Genomic DNA, 19,636 nt, shown 5'->3' with positions numbered 1-19,636 from the left:
AGTGCTACCTGCCGTCGGCGCAACGGGAAGAAGGATCCGATGAGTCTCCCGGGCCACGTGAACGGCGATCGTCTTCCCGCGGGCGTGGGCCCCTTCGAGCCGGCTACCAGTCACCGGCTCGTCGGTGCGGTGTGGACGCTACTGCTCGTCAATACACTCGGCTTCTCGAAGGCCGTCGAGATGGCGGTTCCGTTCCCCCGCGCGGTCGGCCAGGTCGTGACCATGGGAGCACTCGTCGCCGCCTTCGGGCTGGCGATCGTGCTCAATCCGAGCGGGCGGATCAGACCGAACCCCTTCCTGCTGGTGCTCAGTCTGCTGGTGGTCACGAGCCTCGCCGCGAGCTTGCAGGTCGAGCAGAATGCCGGCGACGCCCTGTTCCGCAGCTTCCGCTTCGCGCTGTTCGTGGTGACGCTCTGGCTGGTCAGCCGATGGTGGGACGACGCGCTGTTGTTCGTTCGTCAGACCATCCTGTTCCTCGCCGCGATGCTCCTCCTGGTATTGGCAGGCCTCCTGATATCGCCGTCGACGGCGCTCTGGGGCGAGCAGGGCCGGCTCGTCGGGACGTTGTGGCCCATCAGCGCGCCGCAGGTCGGTCAGTTCGGCGCCGTCACTGTCGGGTTGGTGGCGCTCCTGTGGCTGAGTGGTCGACTTCGCGGACCGGGTGCCACCCTGCTCGCGCTGATGGCCGGAGCGTGCTTGTTGTTGAGCCACACCCGTACCGCTCTGATCGCGCTCCTGGTCGCGCTGGTGAGCGCGAGCCTGCTGCTCGTCAACACCAACAGGCGAGCCCGGCGAGCGTTGGGTACCGCGGCCGTCGTCGCTCCGATTCTGGCGATTCTCTTCCGGGCGGATCTCGTCGACTGGTTCCAACGGGGGCAGGACGCAGACCAGCTCGACAACCTGACCGGACGAAAAGTCGTGTGGGAGGCCCTTCTCGGGGAGGACCGGAGCCAGTTCGACAACCTGCTGGGGGGAGGACTCTCCGACAAGTCCTTCCAGGGAGCAGCCATCGACAACAGCTGGTACGCCGTCTACCTCGACCAAGGCTTCGTCGGTATTGTGCTTGTCTGCGCATTCCTCGTGTATCTCGGGTTCTCCGCCATCATGCGAGAACCCGGCCCGAACCGAGGGATGGCGTTCTTCGTCGTGGTGTTCTGCGTGATGTCCTCGTACACGGAGGTCGGGCTGGGCGACGCATCTCCGTACCTTCTGTACCTGACGATGGCAGCCGCCCTGCTGCAGCCGCAGCTCGTACGGCGGTCCGTCGAGATCGCCGGAGAGAGCCGATGAGCGGCACGGCGCTGCGCGTGGTCGTCGTCCACAACCGCTACCGCTCGAGCATGCCGAGCGGTGAGGACCGGGTGGTCGACCGAGAGATCGCGCTGCTCGCCCGGGCCGGCCACACCGTCGACCTCTTCGAGCGGCGCAGCGACGACATCGCGGCGATGCCCCTGCCCCGTAAAGCGCTCGTCCCGTTGCAAGTGCCGTGGAACGGAGGCGCGCAGGCCGAACTGGCCCACCTCCTCCGGGACCGCCGCCCCGACGTCGTACACATCCACAACACGTTCCCGTTGCTGAGCCCGTCGGTGCTCGCAGCCTGCGTAGAGGCCGGAGTCCCGGCTGTGGCAACTCTGCACAACTACTCGCTGGTGTGCCCTGTCGGCACGATGGTTCGCGACGGAGCCCACTGCGCCGAATGCGTGGAGGTCGCCTCGACGAGGGCTGTCCGTCACAAGTGCTATCGCGGCTCGCGCCTTGCCACCGTGCCGGCCGTCATCAGTATGGCGACGAAGCGGAAGTGGTGGCTGTCGGGCGCAGTGACGCTGCTGTGCGTGTCGGAGTCCCAGCGCGCCAAACTGGTGGCGTCCGGCGTTCCTGGCGAGAAGTTGGGAGTGAAGCCCCACTTCGTGCCCGACCCTGGCACGCGTCGATCCGGTTCCGGCGAGTACGTGCTCTACCTCGGGCGCATGACGGAGGAGAAGGGCCTGCGCCTGTTGATGGCAGCCTGGGACGTCTTCCGCGCCCAGGGCGGCCCGGACATCCCCCTCGTGATGGTCGGCGACGGGTCGATGCGACAGGAGGTGGGGGACTGGGCGTCCGCCCGCCCGGGTGTGAGCTACCTGGGACTGCGCAGCGAGACCGAGTGCCAGGACCTCCTGGCGAGGTCGATCGCACTGGTTGCGCCGTCGACGATGGAAGAGACCTTCGGACTCGTGGTCGCCGAGGCGATGGCTGCGGGCGTCCCTGTCGTCGCTGCCGGGCACGGCGGGTTCGCGGACATCGTGCAGGACGGAGTCACCGGCTTCCTGCACGAGCCCAACAACGTGCAGGCCCTGGTGACGGCCCTGCACCGGGTCTCTCATGATCCGAGTCGCAACGACGCGATGGGCAAGGCCAGCAGGCAGGCCTACGAGGAGCGGTTCTCGCCGGAGATCGGGCTCGCGGCGCTGGTCCGCTGCTACCGCACGGTCATGAAGCAACCCGACTCGAGCGGGCCGAGTTGAGCATCGCCGACAACGACGTGAACTGCTGTGTGAGACGTTGTCGGGCTGCGCCGCTGCGCTCCTCGAGGGTGGAACTCAGACGGTCCCGCCGGCTCTCCAGCTCTGCGAGCTGGTCGATGAGACGGTCGACGTCCAGCGAACGGATGGGCTGGCTGAAGCCGGCGAGGCCCATTTCCGTGAGCAGTACGTCGTTCTTCGACGCGTAGCCGATGGATATCGTCGGCTTGGTGAGCTTCAAGGCCGAGAGCACGTTGTGATAGCGGGTCGCCACGACCACTTCGGCGCTGTGCATCTGCTGCAGCAGGTCCGTCAAGGAGGCCACCGGATCTGCGATCACGCGGCCGCGTCCGAGGTCAGGCCGGTACTCGTGCAGGTCCGCGACGAGCTCGGCCACCACCGGCTCGTCGACCTGATCGCCGACGAACAGGCACACCGTACGGTCGTGGTCGACGAGCCAACGCAGGAAGCGCTTCATCTTGCCCACGTAGGAGGAGTGGATGTCGGCTGCACGAGCGCGGTCCTCGCTCCGACCGAAGTAGGCCATGACGCCCACGCCGACGACTCCCGGACGCGACCCGCGGCCGCGAGGAACAGGGAGTGCGAACACGAGGTCCGGATAGACCTCGTCGCGCGAGACGTCGACTCCCATTCTCTGCATGGCAGTCCTCGATCGATCGTCACGGTACGACCGGTAGTGCGCCAGCTTCGCCGCCCGGGTGATGAGCCAACGCGTCGACCGTTCCGGTATGTGGTCCGCGCCGACGCTGACGAGCGCGACCTTGGTGCCGAACACTTTCGCTGAAGCGGTCAGCAGGAAGAGCGCGTACGGGAAACCCCAAGGGCGCAGCGGAAGGCTGGCCTCGAGCACCCCCATGCCCGGCACGATGACGACGTCGAGGCCACGGACCCAGCGTGCCGTGCGGACCGCGTCGACGACCTTGCCGAGAGCCTTCGACAACGCCGCCGCGGGGCCCGACGCCGTCCGGTACTCGTCTCGGTACCAGTTGAGTCGGACCGCGGGGATGCCGTAACGGGACGAGACCTGTTGGGGGCCGGCGCACATGCACGTGAGCTGGACGTCGGCGTGCTCGGTACGGAGGAAGGCGAGCACCGCCTCGAAAGACGCGTCGTTGCCGAGGTTCCCCGAACCTATGAGGCCGAAGAGACCGACACGTCGGCCCGGAGCGGCGGATCGCTTCGCCGCCCGGTCGAGGCGCAGAATCACGCGGGGCTCCTCTCCCGCCCCGGAACGATGCCGTCGATCGAGACGGTGGCGCTACCGATCGCCGGTGGCCGGTCCTCGAGCCTCTGGGAGGAGCCGGGGAGCGTCCGGCTTCCCAGCCAGTGGATCAGGTGGCCGTAGCAGGCGAGCCGATCGGTCGACGACAGAGGCGTACGCCTGATCGCGTCGACGTACCCCCAGACGTACTCGGCGACCAGACGGGCCGTCGGGTTGCGCAGCCTGTCCGCCCGACGCGGATCCATGTTGATGCAACGTTCCCGCTTCGTCGTGGTCGCCCGCTCCGCCCGGCCGGGATGGTCACGCCGGAAATACAGCAACTCCGGAACCTGGTGGAACGGGCCGATGAGCCCGATCTCGGTGACGAAGGTGCGATCCGAGTGGTGGTAGCTGCCGTTGAGCGGCGTACGCCGCAGGACCTCGCTCCGCATCACCCCGTAGAAGTCGTCGCCACCGACCTCGAACAACATGCTCTTGAACCGCACGGGGGCGCGCGGCGAGTCCGTCGCCAGCGTGTAGTCCACGACCTGCTTGATGTTGCCGTCCCCGTCGATGATGGCCTGTCGGGCGTGGCTGAGCACCGCTTCGGGGTGGTCGTCCAGCGCATCCACGCAACGGCGCAGCAGGTGCCGGCCGTACAAGTCGTCGTGAGACGCCCACTTGAACAACTCGCCGCGTGCGCATCTGAAGGTGTAGTTGTGGTTGGGACACGCCCCGATGTTGCGAGGCTGGCGGATGAATCGGATGCGCCGGTCCGCGGCGGCGTACTCCCGACAGATCTGCTCCGTCCCGTCGGTGGATGCGTTGTCGGAAATGATGAGTTCGAAGTCCCCGTAGCTCTGACCGAGCAGCGAGTCCAGAGCCTCGGGTAAGTACCGCTCGCCGTTGTAGACGGGAAGACCGATGCTCAGCCGGGGAATCGCAGCCATTGTCCTGACCCTTCTCATCTCGAAGCTTGCGTGATCGGGGACGGGGCGATCTCGCGTACAGCCGCGAGAAGGTACGCCCAGCGCACCACAGCGCCGATGAGCGTGGCTGCAGCGACTCCCCAACTCGAGCCCAGAGCCCCACCCACCGCAGCACCACCGAGCCCACCGATCAGGTAGGCGGCGGAGGTGACCAACTGGGCGCGCAGGCTGCGTCGAGCGGCTCCGAGAGCGCGCAGACCGGCGGCGCCACCTGACGCGAAGCCTGCGCTCGCGACGGAGAGCGTCGCCGGCAGGATCAGCGCCGAGGCGGGCTCCCACACCGATCCGAGGAGCCGCACGCCGACCTCGTCCGGTAGCAGAAGGAGCAGTCCCGCTCCCCAGGCCAGTGCGGCGAGTGCTTGTCCGCCGCCGAGGTAGAGGCAGAAGCGGGAGAGCCGATGCGGCGCGCGACGCAGCACTCTCGCCGCTTCCGGGACTGCGACGAGATTCATGCCCATGAGCAGGGCGAGGAACGGCCCGACGAGCAACTCCGCCCCGCGGATGGTTCCGACCTCGACGAGGCCGGCGATCGCGCCGACCCCGTACATGCGTAGCTGTCCCGAAGCATTGGTGCTCAGGTTCTCGGCCGTGAAGCGGACGCCGAGGTCGCGATGCTGCCGGAGCCATGCACGGGTTCCCCCTGGCTTGGGCAGCAGTCTGGCCTGCACGAATCCGACGGCAGCGGCCACGGTTCCGGACAGGCCCCAGGCCAGGATGTAGGCGGAGACGGACCGGTGTTCCGAGGCGTAGAGCATCGCCGGGACGAGAGCGGCCGCCCACACCAGATCGTTCACGAGTGCATGTCCACCGCGTCCCGCCGCGAAGAATGCGAAACGCCAGCAGTCCTGGAGCATCAGGGGCGGGAGGAGGAACCCGAGTACGACGAAGGCCGTTCCGATCGGGCCGCCGAAGGCCACACCGCCGACGAGTGCCAGTGCACCCGTGACGCCTCCGGTGAGGAGCGCTGTGCTTCCCGCCTGCCTGACCGCGTCCTGCCACGAGGCGTGGGAGACGTCGCTGAATCGCACGGTCAGCGGATCGCTCGCGAGTCCCCGTGCCAGATTGAGCGCCATCGTGTATGTCACCCAGGCGAGCGTGAAGACGCCGAACTCTTCACCGCCGAGGGACCTGGCCACGACGACACCGATGGCGAAGTTCGTCAGGCTCGAGACCGCCTGGTCGCCGAGACCCCAGCTGATCCGTCTCACGAGCGCCCCTGCCGCTCTCGACCGGAGGGGCGATCGGCCGGAAGGAGGAGTCGGCATCAGCGAGCGCCGTCCCCACGGATGACCGCTTCACGCAGCGGCACCTCGCGTGCTGCTCCCACGGACGTCCTCATGGTTCCTTCCGGCCGAAAATCGGGCCACAGCACACGAAGCTGCTGCTCGAGCGGACCCACCTACGTGCGAGGGTCTGACTCGTCGGAGTACCGATGATCGTTACGGAGCACGGCACCCCCGCGCACTCCAACGCCGAATGGCGATGATCAGGTGTGGTCTCCACGGGTAACAGGCGTCGAGATCATCGCGAGTAGTCCGGAGACATCGGCGTCCGTCGCCCGGCCTCCTCGCCGCCTCGAGGAGTGCGGGGGAGGTGGCGTCCTCTTCCGACGGTGGTGCCTGGATGCGCGTGCGGAACGGGATGAGTAGCCGGCCCGGGCCTCGGTCGTTTCTACGATCGCGTCGGAGCTCCTGCGCTGTCCGCTCGATGATCGCCCGCCTAGCCGTCACGTCCTTGATCGCGGGCGTACTCGCGTCGTGCGCCATTGCTCATTCCCCTGCACCTGCGGACTCCGCACTCAACCCGGTGGTCGTCGAGAACCAGAACCCCGGCTCGGACTCCTGGCAGATCGGACGTGCGGGTTACGCCGTGAGCGACGCAGGCCAAGTCGAAGGGTACGCGTCCGCAGCGAGCGTGGACAAAGGTGAACAGATCTCCCTACAGGTCAGTGTTCGGCCGGCCCAGGAATTCACCGCCGACATCTACCGCATGGGATGGTACGGCGGCCTCGGTGCTCGACTCATGATGCAGTCGGGCCTCATTCCCGGCGCACCTCAGCAGGCGTGTACTCCGGAAGCCGGGACCGGGGTGATCGATTGCAGATGGTCGCCGAGCTACACCCTCGCCGTGCCGGATACGTGGACCAGCGGTGTGTACCTGGTAGTTCTGACGAACGCGGAGAAGTACCAGAGCTATATCACCTTCGTCGTGCGGGACGACGGTCGTCGCGCCGCGCTGCTGTTCCAGCAGAGTGTCACGACCTACCAGGCGTACAACAACTATCCCAACGACGGGAGGACCGGAAAGAGCCTCTACGGATTCAACAGCTTCGGCGCCGTGGTCGACGCAACCAATGGGCGTAACGCCGCCAAGGTGTCCTTCGACCGTCCTTACGCGGACGGCAACGGGTCGGGACAGTTCGCGGGCAGCTCATGGGGCTGGGAGCGCTACTTCATCGGCTGGCTGGAACAGTCGGGTTACGACGTCGCCTACTCGACCGATATCGACACGCATGCGAACCCGGCACGACTGCTCGACGTCAAGGCCTTCCTCTCCGTGGGGCACGACGAATACTGGTCCAAAGAGATGATGGACGGTGTCGCAGCTGCGCGCGACGCCGGCACCGATCTCGGCTTCTTCGGCTCGAACACCGCGTACTGGCAGGTCCGGTTCGAGGACTCCGGTCGTGGTGTGCCGAACCGGGTCATGGTCTGCTTCAAGAGCGCTGTACGGGACCCTGTCAAGGGTGCGACTGTGACCACTCTGTGGCGGGACGACGCCCTGCGGCGCCCTGAGCAGATGCTCGTCGGGGTGCAGTCCACCGCTCATCTGCGCGACGACGGACGTGATGCGGTCTACGTTGTGCAGAACAGTGCGAACTGGGTGTGGAGCGGCACAGGGTTCGTGGACGGTAGTACCGTCCCCGGCATTCTCGGCTACGAGACCGATCGGCAGATGCCGGAGTACCCGGCGCCGGTCGCAGACGAGTATGCCCTTCTGTCCCGTTCACCTGTGATCGACACGGAGGGGCGGAACGACTACTCCAACTCGTCGATCTATCGGGCGCCGAGCGGCGCATGGGTGTTCGCGTCAGGAACCAACCACTGGAGTTACGGTCTCGGCCGACCGGGAGTCGACAGTCCCGGAATTCGGCAAGCGACGGCGAATCTGCTTGATCGCTTCCTTCGCGATCCGGGCTGAGGGGGCCGGTTGCGTCTCCGCTCCGTTGCCGCCGTCGCCGTCGCGCTGGTCCTCGTCGCTGTCGGTTCCGTCGGCTCCGTCGTCGAGAGGGAGCACGCACGCCGGCCGATCGTCCAGCCTCCTCGCGTCTGCGGGAGCACCGCTCCTGGTCCGACGAGCGCCCCGACGGGCGCGGTGGTGGTCGACCCCGAGGTGACCGGGGACGTGATCGCGAAGACCGAGGCGAATCCGCCGGGCACGATCTTCTGGTTCGCGCCGGGGGTGCACAAGTTGGGCGGCGGTGCCGACGCACAGATCGTGCCCCGCGACGGCGATGTCTACGTCGGTGCTCCCGGCGCCGTGCTGGACGGGCAGCGCCAGAACTCCTTCGCCTTCACGCAACGGGCGAAGGGCGTCGTCGTCAGCTACCTGGAGATCCGGAATTTCGCGGCTCCACGCAATACGGGTGTAGTGAATCGAGACTCCGGCGACTCTTGGTCGATCGAGCACAACACGATTCACGACAACAACGGGGCGGCGCTCATGGCCGGCGCTCGCCAGGAGACCCGCGGAAACTGCCTTCGGGATAACGGCCAGTACGGGATGAACGCCTACCAGGAGGGTGACGGCATCACCGGTCTGATCTTCGAGGGTAACGAGGTGACCGGCAACAACACCGATGACTGGGAACGACGGATCCCCGAGTGTGGCTGCTCGGGTGGTGTGAAATTCTGGGCGGTGAACGGAGCGGATGTTCGAAACAACTGGATCCACGACAATCGCGGTCCAGGGCTCTGGGCGGACACCAACAACAACGACTTCCTCATCGAGAAGAATCTCATTGAACGGAACGATGGGCCGGCCATCTGGTACGAGATCAGTTACAATGCGACCATTCGCGGGAACGTCATTCTCGAGAACGCCATCGAATATGGTCGGGAATTTCAGCGTGACGAAGATCCCTTCCCGGTCGGCGCCATCTACCTGTCCGAGGCAGGGGGGGAACCGCGGATTCCGGCTCGGACGGGGAAGATCGACGTGTACGAGAACCTTCTCGAGAGGAACTGGTCAGGGATCACTGCATGGGAGGACGCAGGCAGGTTCTGCAACTCGCCGTCGTCGACGACCGAGGACTGCACGCTGGTCGTAGGGCGCGCGGCGGCGGTCGAGTGTGTTCCGCCGGCCATCGCTTCAGAACCGCTCTACTCGGACTGCCGCTGGAAGACGGAGAACGTCGACATCCACGACAACGTCTTCCGGCACGACCGGAGCTTCCTGGGCGAGTCCACGGACGCGTTCGCGGGGCGCATGGCGCTGATATCTAATGCTGGTACGGAGCCCGCGTGGTCGCCCTACATGGGTGACGTGATTCAGCGGAAGATCACGTTGGGGCAGAACGTCGTCTGGCGGGACAACGTCTACTACGGACAGTGGAGCTTCACGCTGTTCGACATGGGGCGAACGTTCGGCTGGGACGGCTGGAGAGCCTTACCGTACGCGCAGGACGTCGGCAGTTCTTACGTCGGTTGACGAATCGCGTACCGTGCCGAACTGTCGGAGCGCTGCTCACCACCCGACACCCTGGTAGCCGGTCAGATCCTCGACGGCGGCTCCGAGCCGGCCGTGGAGGTCCAACACCATCGGCGGGTCGGCATCACGAAGTGCGTCGATCACCCCATCGTCCGCGGCGGAGACGATCGCCACCCGAGCACCCGCGAGTGCCGACGCGGCGTCATCGTGCAGGACTCTCTGCAGGTGTGGGAGTCGGGCCCGCACGTACCTCAGGTTGGCGCCGGAGAGCCGCGCCATGTTCACCACGGGATCGTGGATGGCGACGTCCAGTCCCTTGCCGATGAGAATCTCGGCCAGAGCCACGTTCGGGCTCTCACGGAGGTCGTCGGTGAGGTGCTTGAACGACAGGCCGAGCAAGGCCACGCGCCGGTTCGTCCCCCCGTCTTCGTCGATCCGTTCCAGGACCCGCTGGGCGACGTCGCGTACCAGCATGTCGTTGGAGGCGAGCGCACCCTCGAGAACCGGGAGCCCCACGTTGTTCATGCGCGCGAGATGCAGCAGGCTCCGCACGTCCTTCGGGAGGCAGGAGCCGCCGAAGGCGAAGCCCGGCCGCAGGTACGCCGGGGAGATGTTGAGCTGACGATCCTGGACGAAGACCTCCATCACGTCCCGCGAATCCACCTCGAGCATCCGGTACAACCGCGCGATCTCATTGGTGAACGAGACCTTCAGGGCATGGAAGGCGTTGCATGCATACTTCACGCTCTCAGCGGCGGAGAGCCTCGTTTCGTGCACCCCGCATCCGAGGAAGGCAAACAGCTCTCGGACCACGGAAATCGCCGCCGCCGTACCCCCCACGACGAGAAACGGCGGATCGAAGAAATCGCGCACGCTCGTGCCCTCGCGCAAGAACTCGGGGCACATCGCGACGTGCAGTCCGGTCTCGGGACCTCGGCCGGAGGTCGACTGAAGCAGGGGAGTCACCACCGAACCGACCGTTCCCGGCGGCACCGTCGATCGGACGACCACTGTGTGCGGCCTGGACTGTCCCGCGATCGCTCGCCCGATCTCCTCGCTCACCCTCCGCACCTGGCTGAGGTCGGTACTCCCGCCCGGACCCGAGGGGGTTCCCACACAGACCAGCGAGACATCGGCCTCCCGGAGGGCCTCTTCTGCGCTCGTCGTGGCCGCGAGCAGCGCGCGAGATCGCGCAGCCGACACCAGCTCGTCGAGACCCGGCTCGACGACCGGCGAGCGACCGGCGTTGAGTTCGGCCACCTTGTCGGCGTCCGTGTCGACGCCGACGACGCGGTGGCCGCTCGACGCCAGACACGTCGCCGTAACTGCTCCGACGTACCCGAGCCCGAACAACGCGACCCTCATCGTGTCTCCTCGATGTCGCTCTTCGGCTGCTTCTCGACCCCGCTACTTCCGGTCCGCCGAGGTGTTGATCCAGCGGTGTCGCTCTCATGGACGCCGCGAGATCGTCATCCCGATCCGCCAGGATTTGGCCGATCTTCGGGACGCTCGCGGCGACAGAGCTGTGCTCGTGCTCACTCCGACGGTCGTTACGGCCCGTCAGATTCGGTGGCGACGTCGGAGGCCCGGCTACGCCCCCCGGCCGCCGGCCTGCCGCGCACTTCCCTCGACGTCGACAGCTTCTTGTCCGTCACGCTCATCGCCGCTCGGTCCACCAGCACGACCACGAAGAGCACCACAGATACGGCGGTGACGAATCCCCCCAGGCAGTCAGAGGGATAATGCGCGTTCAGGGCGATCTGGGCAGTGGCCATGGCACTGCCGCCGACGCACCCGAACACGAGCGCGACAAGGGCTCGGCGCCCTCGGCACCAGGCACCGAGAAGATCGGCGACCAGCAGGCCGATGACGAGCGCTACAGCAGTGGTGACGGCGGTATGGCCGCTCGGGAAGGCGAGGTTCTGGGGTGCGTGGATGGTTCGGTCGATCAGCGGTTTGACGGCCGTCGTCACGGCGGCGACACCCCAGGGCGCCAGGGTCGCGACGAGCGCGATGCCCACGCGGCCCATCATGAGACAGACCGCCACCAGAATCGCGGTCTGGGCGAGCAGGGCCTCGGGACTACCGAACCAGTCCACGACGAGCGCGCTCGGGTAGGGGTCCGACCAGACATCCGCCACTGCGGCACGCACGGAGGCGTCGGCCTCCGTCGGTGTGCTTCCTCTTGCGAGCAACAGTGCCATGGTGGTCGCGGTGAGCAGGGACAGCACGGCTACCACGAGAGCCAAGCCGTGTTCCCCGGGAAGTGCCGCGCATGCAGGCGTCGTCCCTCGCGACATGCCATCTCCTGGGAGGGTCGCGGATCTCGCCGTCCTGGCCTCCTGCGGCGGTCCGCACGAGGGCCGGTTGTGCAGGGCTCGGTCCCGGGCCGGTCCGTGTTACGTCGCGGCTGGTGGCTGTACCCGCTGAGCGCGCGGCTCGGACGTGTAACAGCACGGGCACCGGCGACGAACCGCCTTGTGACTCGCCGGACTGTCGGGCAGCCGCACCGCCACCGTTCAGCCGGAGTGGCCGGTGCTGATGCGCGATCGACCGACCCGGCGATCACTGGCTCGTACACTTTCCGGGGGGACCGTGTCCGACAGTCGAAGCGTCCGATCGACAGTGGCGGCTCACACCCCTTCGCCGCCCGTGCATTCGCCCGTCGGCCGTGCGTCGACGCCGGGGAAGCAATCCTCCGGTCCGGACGGCGGCTACAGGTCGATGCGACGCTCGCGTGAGGTCAACGAACGCCTTCACCGGGCGATCCCGGGCGGCGCGCACACCTATGCAAAGGGCGACGACCAGTATCCCGCGGGGATGGCGCCCGTCATCTCCCACGGCAGGGGTGCTCACGTCTGGGACGTCGACGGCAACCGCTACATCGAGTACGGGTCCGGGCTGCGGTCCGTGGTGCTGGGCCACGCCCACCCGCGCGTCGTCGATGCGGTGCAGATCCAGGTGGGCCGGGGGGCCAACTTCGCGCGGCCGAGCCTGGTCGAGGCCGAGGCGGCCGAGCGCTTCCTGGAGACGGTGCCGACGGCGGAGATGGTGAAGTTCGCCAAGAACGGGTCGGACGCCACGACCGCAGCCGTGCGGCTCGCGCGGGCGTACACGGGCCGTTCCCTAGTGGCCGTCTGCCGGGACCAGCCGTTCTTCTCGACCGACGACTGGTTCATCGCCACGACCCCGATGCGCAGCGGCGTCCCTCCGCAGGACACTCTCGCGTTCCCCTACGGCGACCTCGACGCGCTCGACACGCTGCTCACGGAGAACGACGGCCGCGTCGCCTGTCTGATCATGGAGGCCGCGACTGCCCTCGACCCGCCTCCCTGGTACCTGCACGGGGTGCGGGCTTTGGCGGACCGGCACGGCTGTCTGCTCGTCTTCGACGAGATGATCACCGGGTTCCGGTGGGCGGCGGCCGGGGCGCAGGGTCTCTACGGCGTGGTGCCGGACCTGTCCACCTTCGGTAAGGCGATGGGCAACGGATTCGCGGTGTCCGCGCTCGCCGGGCGGCGCGAGATCATGGAACGGGGCGGTCTCCGCCACGAGCACGAGCGGGTGTTCCTCCTGTCCACGACGCACGGGGCCGAGACGCACTCGCTCGCGGCCGCCATGGCTGTGATGGACGTGTTCGCGGAGGAGGACGTGATCGGGCGGCTGCACTGGCTCGGGGACCGCTTGCGCGCAGGCGTCGCGGAGGTCGCCCACCAGGCCGGTGTCGGTGACCATGTCGTCGTGCGCGGTCGCTCCAGCAACCTCGTCTTCGCGACCCTCGACGAGGGAGGCCGCCCCTCCCAGGAGTACCGGACGCTCTTCCTGCGGGAGCTCGTCCGCGGCGGCGTGCTCGGACCGTCCTTCGTCGTGAGCGCTGCGCTCAGCGAGGCGGACATCGACCGGACGATCGAGGTCGTCGCCGGCGCGTGCGAGGTGTACCGCCTGGCCCTCGAGACCGGAGACCCGCTGCGGTACACGGGCGGACGGCCGGTCAAGCCCGTCTTCCGTCGGTTCGCCTGACACGAACCCTCAGCGGGCCCGGGCGAGGTCCTCCGCCACCACCCAGGTCCCGCCGTTCGCCTCGATCTCCGGCATCGCCCGGCGCACCTCGTCGAGCAGGTCGGGGACGAAGAGGATCACCGAGTCGGGCTTCGCGTCGACCAGCTCCGCCGGGGCGACGATCGGGACGGCGCTGCCCGGCATGCGTCGCCCGGCCTTGGCCGGGGAGGCATCGCCGATCAGCTCGAGGAGGTCGGGCCCCACCACGGCCCGGCACAGCAGGGCCACGGCACGGGAGGCGGCGCTGTAGCCGGCCACCCGTCGTCCGGCTGTCCGTTCCGCGGCGAGGAACGTCGCGAGGGCCTCGGAGGTCGCCGAGCAGTCACGCTGCAGCAGGCTCGCGGCTCTCGGGTCGACCGCGCCGGCCTCGATCTCCTCGGCCAGCAACCGGTCGAGCCGCGCGTCGGGCGAGCCACCGAGCGTCGCCACCAGGAGCACGGTGCCGCCGTACAGCGGGAACCGGAACGCGGTGACGGCCGAGAGCCCGAGCGAGCTCAGCATGCCGACGAGCGCAGGGGTCGAGTAGTAGGCGTAGTGGCCGTGCCGCAGCGCGTTCCACTGCCCGTGCTCGAGAATGGTGGCGAACGAGTGGTACTGGAGCACGAGCGTTCCGCCAGGGGCCAGCCTGTCGACCCGCTCACGGAGTGCGGTCGCCTGGTCCGGCTCGTGCATCAGACCGATGTTGTCGACGACGAGATCGGCCTTCTCGCCGGGACCGGCCGGAACCAGTCCGCGAGCCGTCAGCAGGTGCAGCCAGTCCCCGCCGTGCGGGCTGGTGTACTCGAGGACGCGCGAGCCGGACGTGAGGAGACCGGCCGCAGCGAGGGAGTCGACGGCGTCCGCGGCCTGCCGCAGCAGCGCCTCGGGCTCCTGACCACGGGGTTCCTCCGGCACGGTCGGGTCCTCGACCAGTTGTGCGAGGCTGCACCCGGCGCACATCCACATCCGCAGGGGGTGGAGCTCGTCCGGGCCCGGGTCGGATGCGGGCGGGAAGAGGTCGCTCGCCGGCTGGAGACCGGCGTCGAGGACGAGTGCACCCTGGTCGGAGCCGCAGAATCGGCAGCGGATCATGTCGGAGCGTCCTTGCGGTCGGGGACGGGCGTGTTCATCGGCGCGTGGCCGAGTACCAGGCGGGTCGGCGCACGAGGTACGGATGTAGTCGGGGCGCGACGGGGGCGCGTTAGTGCAGTCCACCTCCGGTCTGCGGCCGTCGCTGCTCGTCCTGGTCGCGATCACGCCCGGCGGGGGCGTCGGCTCGGCGCCGGGCTGGCCCTCGCCGCGGTGCCTGCGGTGCTCGGGCCGGGCTGTGGTGGTTCGACCGGCACGGGCTGCCGATCGGGGAGTTCGTGTCGGGCAGTCAGATCTCGGCGGACGGCGGGGACTGGTCGCGGTTCCTCTTCCCTGCCGGGGTCACGGGCTGGTGGCTGCACTCCAGTTGGTGCTGCTCCTGGCGCCCGCGGTCGTCGTGCTGTCGGCACGCCGTCTCGTCGGTCCGCGGTGCTTCCTCGGAGTTTGCGTCGGCGGGGGCGCCGCTGTTGATGGGTCGTGGTCTGGCGGGCGCAGCTGGGGGTGTTCGACGACTGGAACCTCTACGCGATCGCCGCGCCGCCGCTGATCCTGCTGGTCGCGTCCGGCTGCGGCGGGGCGAGCGCGCCGTGCCTGACGTCCTTCGTCGTCCTCGCCGGGACACAGGTGTTGGCGTGGGTGATCGAGACCCACGCCTGAGGGTGTGCCCTCTCAGTCCTGCCGGAGCCAGAGGATGGGTGCGGCGAGGGTGATCTCGGCGCGGAAGTAGGCGGCTCGTTGACATAGCGGGTGGCCAGGTTCCGGAACTGTTTGTGCCGGTTGAAGCAGCGCTCGACGACAATGCGACCGGCGTAGACGCCCGTGTCGAATGGTGGTGGCCGTCCACCGTGCGAGCCCTTGGCCTGGCGCTGGCGATCTGGTCGTCGCGTGGTCACGGACAAGGCCTACTCCCATCCCTCAACCCGGCAGGCGCTGCGGCAACAGTAAGTAGATTATCGCTGTGTGCTGCCGACGTTCAAGGTCAATCGAACCCTTGATAACCGTTCCGGGTGCAATCTGCGGGAAGAGCCAGATGAGGTTGTACTCCATTGACTCGGGTCGCTCTTGTCCGACCTTAATAGGGAAGTGGACTCCACGTGCAGCAGACCTGAAAATTGCAGATGGGTAGGTCGCTATGGTTCTTCGATATAGCCATCGAAACGTCGGCAGATCCTTGCCGGACCATGCATCCGGCCAGCGTCCTGCTGTCGTTCCAAGACCACGAGCGCTACGATTACTGCGCCAGGGCGGAGCAGGAATCTCCTAGGGGCTTGCTCAAAGGCTACGGGCTGAGGATCAGAAGTGGCGTCCCTGAGGATTGCAGGCCAGCTACTTCTTCAGCCCTGCGCACTCACCTGAATCATCGACTGCGTGATCGTCACAGGCTTCTACTCGATGCTCATCGTGAGGAGGTTACTCGGAGAACCTGGTATCGGGTGCCCGCCGTTCGCGAACCTGGCCCGCCTGTGAGGGCGGGCCAGGTTGACGGTCAGCTCGCGAGCTCCGCGCAGACGTCGACCTGCCGGCCCGCGGTCGACACCACGGTGAAGACGCCGTTCTGGTCGACTGTGTAGACGACTCGCCCGGTGTACAGCGTCGTAGACGGCCCCGCCGGAACATCTGTGGGGAAAAGAATCAGAAGCAGTTGCCCGCCAGTCGACACTGTTGTGATTCCATCGGTGGTCGTGACCTCGCGTCGGCCTACGCCACGCGATGGGAACGTGATCGTCTCGCCGGTGTCGAGGCGCGTAATTTCGAGCGTTCCGGTACTCCCCGCCTCAACGATCTGTCCTCCGCCGACCTCCATCGGCTCGAGATTCCCCCCGGTTAACGTCACCCTTAGCCCGAACGAACAAGCCTGACCCGGGTCTGTGGTGAAGGTTGACCCCTGGGCGCTCGCAGGCTGAGCGACACCGACTGCTGCTGCAGTTGCCAGCAGGGTCGCGATGGCGAGATGCGTGAATCGATTTTTCCTCACGGCGTGCCTCTCCTGGAAGGGCGTACGAAGAGCCGCTCCCGACCGCTCGGTCTCAGTCGGTTCGCCGCTGAGATTCGGAATCGACGGATGAGTGCGTTACGTCGCGGTAATGACTTGGCCAAGAGTTGGGCCGTTCGGACGGATTGAGAACGCCGCATGCAGTATCGGACAGCGATCCAACTGGGAGGCTCGGGTCAAACCAGCCCGGCCCGGTCGGGCGAGCCGTTCGACGGGGTATCCTGCAAGTCGTGCCGGAGTCAGAAGGATGGCTGCGGCGAGGATGATCTCGGCGCGGAAATAGGCGGCTCGCTCGGCATAGCGGCTGGCCAGGTCCCGGAACTGTTTGAGCCGGTTGAAGCAGCGCTCGACGACAATACGACCGGCGTAGACACCCGTGTCAGATGATGGTGGCCGTCCGTCGCGCGAGCCCTTGGCGTGGCGGCGGGCGATCTGGTCGTCGCGCTCGGAGTTGGTGAACCGATCCCGCGTCGCCGCAGCGCCTGTCGGGTTGAGGGATGGTAGTGGGCCTTGTCCGCGAGCATCCATGTCGAAGCGGCTGCCGAGGGCGACGGGCCCGGGCGAGACGAGCGTGATCGTGGTGGCGGCCGGCTTCCGGTCCGCCTCGGTCCGCATGTCCGAGACGTGCGCGAACACCGCCTCTGGTGGGCGGGCGATGTCGATCGAGTTCTCGATCACTCGCACCCCGGCCTCCCGTCGTCGTCCCGCTCCAACCGAGCGGTGGGCGCCCCGCGGCGGATCACCAGGATTGGGTAGGGCGGTAACGCTGCGCGACTTTCCCGGATAAGACGATCGAGGTCGTGAGACGGGAGAGGTATGCACGAGGATCAGCCCACGGTGGTGCTCGACGCCGTCGGGAGACCGAACCGGAAGGGCCGCCGGATCCTGATCGGCCTGCTCGTCACGGTCCTCGCGTTGATCCTGGCGGTTGCGGCGGCGGCGTACGTGCTGACCGAGAGCCTGGGCAACAACGTCAGCCGCGTGCCCGACGCGTTCGCCGGTATCCCCGCCGACGCGCGTCCGGCGGCCACCGGGGGCACGACATTTCTCCTCATCGGCACGGACACCCGGTCGTCCGACCCGACCACCGGCACGGACGCCCCGGCCGGGGTGGACGCCGGGTCGCAGCGCAGTGACGTGATCATGCTGGCGCGCGTGGCGGCGGACGGCAGCACTGCCGCCGTCACCTCGATTCCGCGCGACAGCTGGGTCGAGGTCCCCGGCCGCGGGAAGAACAAGATCAACGCGGCTTACGCCTTCGGTGGTGCCCCGCTGCTGATCCAGACCGTCGAGAACCTGACCGGCGTGCGCGTCGACCACTTCGGCGTCATCGACTTCGCGGGCTTCCAGGAGATGGTCGACTCGGTCGGCGGCATCGAAATCCGGGTCGCCGCGGCGACGAGCAACGCCGGCGTCGACTTCCACGAGGGCCTCAACCACCTCGACGGGGCGCAGGCCCTGGCGTACGTGCGGCAGCGCTACGACCTGCCCGGCGGTGACCTCGACCGGGCCAAGCGCCAGCAGAACGCGCTCAAGGCGCTGCTGACCAAGGCCGGCGACGACCTGTCCGACCCGGTCGGCCTCTACGACCTGGTCGACGCGACCAGCCGGACCGTCAGCGTCGACGACACCCTGACCAACGGCGGTCTGCGCGACCTCGCGCTCGAGATGAAGGGGCTGCGACCGGCAGGGGTCACCTTCACCAGCGCCCCGGTCGCGGGGCTCGGGCGCGAGGGCGCCCAGTCCGTCGTCTACCTCGACGAGCGGGCCGGACCGCAGCTCTGGACCGCCTTTCGCGACGGGACGATGGCGCAGTACGTCGCGGCGCACCCGGCCGAGGCGCTGTCGGGCACGCCGAACTGAGCGGTGAGGCGGCCGGTCAGCGTGCCGTGTCGACCAGGCCGAGCTGGGTGAGCAGCTCCATCTGGTCGAAGTAGAGGGTGTGGCCCGTGATCACGCCGTCCTCCACCAGGTAGAGCCCGCAGAAGGGGACGCGGACGGGGCGGTTCGTGGGCTCGATCGTCCGGCCGTCGGGCGTCGGCAGCGGGCCGGTGTGGGTGCCTTCGAAGACCGCCTCGAGGAGGACCTGGCCGTCCTGGCCGAAGAGCCGGCGCTCGACGACGCGGTTGTCGGGGAAGCCGTCCTGGTAGCCGGCCCAGAACATCCGGGCACCGTCGAGGCCCTCGAGGTGCACGCCGCCGGGGACGTCGAAGACCGACTTGTCCGAGTAGTGGGCGAGCCAGCCGTCGAGGTTCCGGCTGTTCCAGGCGTCGAACTCGTTCCGGACCAGCTGCAGGTCGTCCATCGTCCTCACCTCGTTCCGCAGGGGAGACCAGGGTCCTCCCCGAGGGACGTCTCGTCGCTGCGCAGAACTGCGTAGTCGTAACGGGCCGCTCACCGTGTGCGAGCACCGGTGCGGAAGGAGGCGACGTGCTCGCGGACGTCACGAGGCTGATCGGGGTGCTGGTGTGGCCGGCGCTCGTGGTCTTGGTCGTCGTGCTGTTCCGGAAGCCGCTCAACCGGCTGCTGTCCGGGTCGTTGACGGTGAAGGGGCCGGGCGGGCTGGAGATCTCGGCGACGAGCCGGCAGCAGGCCGCGACCGCGCTCACCCAGGCCACCGCCGCGAAGGGGGCGCCGCCGATGGACCAGCAGGCCGCGCTGGACCACGTCGACAGCGCCGCGCGGACGCTCCGTGCGGTCGGTGGCCGGGCCCGCGTCCTGTGGGTCGACGACCATCCGAGCACGAATCGGCACGAGGTCGCGGCGATGGAGGCGGTCGGTATCGACGTCGAGCTGAGCCCGTCGACCGAGGACGCCCTGGAGCGGGTGCAGCGCAACCCCGCCTACGACGTGATCGTCTCGGACATGGAGCGGCTCGAGCACCCACAGGCGGGCTACGACCTGCTGCAGAAGCTGCGGGCGGCGGGCGTGCACACGCCGTTCGTCGTCTACGCCCGGTCCGGCCGGCCCGAGCACTTCGACGAGGCGGTGCGGCACGGGGCGGAGGGGTGGGCGGACACACCCGGGGAGCTGATGCAGATGGTGCTCGCCGCGGTGCGGCGGGTGCGGGGCTGAGCGCGACCAGATGCGGCTC

17 protein-coding genes are annotated in these 19,636 nt (G+C 68.0%); 8 read left to right on the top strand and 9 right to left on the bottom strand.

The features are described from left to right. The first annotated feature begins 39 nt into the window (after positions 1–39). Positions 40–1,290, top strand: a complete 1,251-nt coding sequence (locus tag ABD990_RS00610) for an O-antigen ligase family protein (protein ID WP_345377620.1) — start codon at positions 40–42, stop codon at positions 1,288–1,290. Continuing rightward, positions 1,287–2,504, top strand: coding sequence for a glycosyltransferase family 4 protein (locus ABD990_RS00605; protein ID WP_345377619.1), 1,218 nt, complete (start codon positions 1,287–1,289; stop codon positions 2,502–2,504). Before ABD990_RS00610 ends, ABD990_RS00605 begins: the two co-directional genes overlap by 4 nt. On the opposite strand, the gene ABD990_RS00600 is transcribed toward ABD990_RS00605, so the two are convergent. The 3 genes from ABD990_RS00600 to ABD990_RS00590 are packed head-to-tail and all read right to left on the bottom strand — an operon-like array spanning position 2,470 to position 5,977. Then, complete coding sequence (locus ABD990_RS00600) at positions 2,470–3,729, bottom strand: polysaccharide pyruvyl transferase family protein (RefSeq protein WP_345377618.1); 1,260 nt, start codon at positions 3,727–3,729, stop codon at positions 2,470–2,472. The genes ABD990_RS00605 and ABD990_RS00600 overlap by 35 nt on opposite strands. After that, positions 3,726–4,673, bottom strand: coding sequence for a glycosyltransferase family 2 protein (locus ABD990_RS00595; protein WP_345377617.1), 948 nt, complete (start codon positions 4,671–4,673; stop codon positions 3,726–3,728). The genes ABD990_RS00600 and ABD990_RS00595 overlap by 4 nt, the downstream gene beginning before the upstream one ends. Positions 4,674–4,687: 14 nt before the next feature. Further along, positions 4,688–5,977 (bottom strand): MATE family efflux transporter, encoded by a 1,290-nt coding sequence (locus tag ABD990_RS00590; RefSeq protein WP_425569334.1) that lies wholly within the window; start codon positions 5,975–5,977, stop codon positions 4,688–4,690. A 541-nt stretch (positions 5,978–6,518) separates the two neighbouring features. Between ABD990_RS00590 and ABD990_RS00585 the strand changes: the two genes are divergently transcribed. Together ABD990_RS00585 and ABD990_RS00580 are read left to right on the top strand one after the other, a co-directional pair. Further along, positions 6,519–7,913 (top strand): N,N-dimethylformamidase beta subunit family domain-containing protein, encoded by a 1,395-nt coding sequence (locus ABD990_RS00585; RefSeq protein WP_345377615.1) that lies wholly within the window; start codon positions 6,519–6,521, stop codon positions 7,911–7,913. Positions 7,914–8,117: 204 nt separating this feature from the next. Further along, complete coding sequence (locus tag ABD990_RS00580) at positions 8,118–9,422, top strand: right-handed parallel beta-helix repeat-containing protein (RefSeq protein ID WP_345377614.1); 1,305 nt, start codon at positions 8,118–8,120, stop codon at positions 9,420–9,422. Between the two features lie 36 nt (positions 9,423–9,458). On the opposite strand, the gene ABD990_RS00575 is transcribed toward ABD990_RS00580, so the two are convergent. Together ABD990_RS00575 and ABD990_RS00570 are read right to left on the bottom strand one after the other, a co-directional pair. Continuing rightward, a complete protein-coding gene (locus ABD990_RS00575) occupies positions 9,459–10,787 on the bottom strand; it encodes a nucleotide sugar dehydrogenase (protein ID WP_345377613.1) in 1,329 nt (442 codons plus the stop codon). Positions 10,788–10,972: 185 nt separating this feature from the next. Further along, positions 10,973–11,653 carry a phosphatase PAP2 family protein gene (locus ABD990_RS00570; RefSeq protein WP_345377612.1) on the bottom strand — a complete coding sequence of 227 codons (681 nt, stop codon included), beginning with the start codon at positions 11,651–11,653 and terminating at the stop codon, positions 10,973–10,975. A gap of 493 nt (positions 11,654–12,146) precedes the next feature. Between ABD990_RS00570 and ABD990_RS00565 the strand changes: the two genes are divergently transcribed. Then, a complete protein-coding gene (locus tag ABD990_RS00565; protein ID WP_345377611.1) occupies positions 12,147–13,442 on the top strand; it encodes a glutamate-1-semialdehyde 2,1-aminomutase in 1,296 nt (431 codons plus the stop codon). Positions 13,443–13,451: 9 nt separating this feature from the next. Here the strand turns inward: ABD990_RS00565 and ABD990_RS00560 are convergent, their stop codons facing one another. Further along, the gene (locus ABD990_RS00560) at positions 13,452–14,552 is read right to left on the bottom strand and encodes a class I SAM-dependent methyltransferase (RefSeq protein WP_345377610.1); all 1,101 of its coding nucleotides are present in this window, start codon (positions 14,550–14,552) and stop codon (positions 13,452–13,454) included. 474 nt (positions 14,553–15,026) lie between these two features. Between ABD990_RS00560 and ABD990_RS00555 the strand changes: the two genes are divergently transcribed. After that, positions 15,027–15,206 carry a hypothetical protein gene (locus tag ABD990_RS00555; RefSeq protein ID WP_345378013.1) on the top strand — a complete coding sequence of 60 codons (180 nt, stop codon included), beginning with the start codon at positions 15,027–15,029 and terminating at the stop codon, positions 15,204–15,206. A gap of 829 nt (positions 15,207–16,035) precedes the next feature. Here ABD990_RS00555 and ABD990_RS00545 read toward each other — a convergent pair. Both ABD990_RS00545 and ABD990_RS00540 read right to left on the bottom strand, forming a co-directional pair. After that, a complete protein-coding gene (locus ABD990_RS00545; protein ID WP_345377609.1) occupies positions 16,036–16,524 on the bottom strand; it encodes a hypothetical protein in 489 nt (162 codons plus the stop codon). A 96-nt stretch (positions 16,525–16,620) separates the two neighbouring features. Continuing rightward, positions 16,621–17,226 (bottom strand): hypothetical protein, encoded by a 606-nt coding sequence (locus ABD990_RS00540; RefSeq protein WP_345377608.1) that lies wholly within the window; start codon positions 17,224–17,226, stop codon positions 16,621–16,623. A 132-nt stretch (positions 17,227–17,358) separates the two neighbouring features. Between ABD990_RS00540 and ABD990_RS00535 the strand changes: the two genes are divergently transcribed. Then, positions 17,359–18,405: an LCP family protein gene (locus ABD990_RS00535; RefSeq protein WP_345377607.1), complete on the top strand. Its 1,047-nt coding sequence runs from the start codon at positions 17,359–17,361 to the stop codon at positions 18,403–18,405. Positions 18,406–18,421: 16 nt separating this feature from the next. On the opposite strand, the gene ABD990_RS00530 is transcribed toward ABD990_RS00535, so the two are convergent. After that, a complete protein-coding gene (locus ABD990_RS00530; protein WP_345377606.1) occupies positions 18,422–18,847 on the bottom strand; it encodes an ester cyclase in 426 nt (141 codons plus the stop codon). A gap of 125 nt (positions 18,848–18,972) precedes the next feature. On the opposite strand from ABD990_RS00530, the gene ABD990_RS00525 reads away from it, so the two are divergent. Continuing rightward, positions 18,973–19,617 (top strand): response regulator, encoded by a 645-nt coding sequence (locus tag ABD990_RS00525; protein ID WP_345377605.1) that lies wholly within the window; start codon positions 18,973–18,975, stop codon positions 19,615–19,617. Positions 19,618–19,636 lie beyond the last annotated feature (19 nt).

This window comes from Pseudonocardia yuanmonensis, from assembly GCF_039542425.1.
In the GTDB taxonomy this organism is placed as follows: domain Bacteria; phylum Actinomycetota; class Actinomycetes; order Mycobacteriales; family Pseudonocardiaceae; genus Pseudonocardia; species Pseudonocardia yuanmonensis.
The sequence above is the reverse complement of the archived record's forward strand: the minus strand, read 5'-3'. Positions and strand labels throughout refer to the sequence as shown.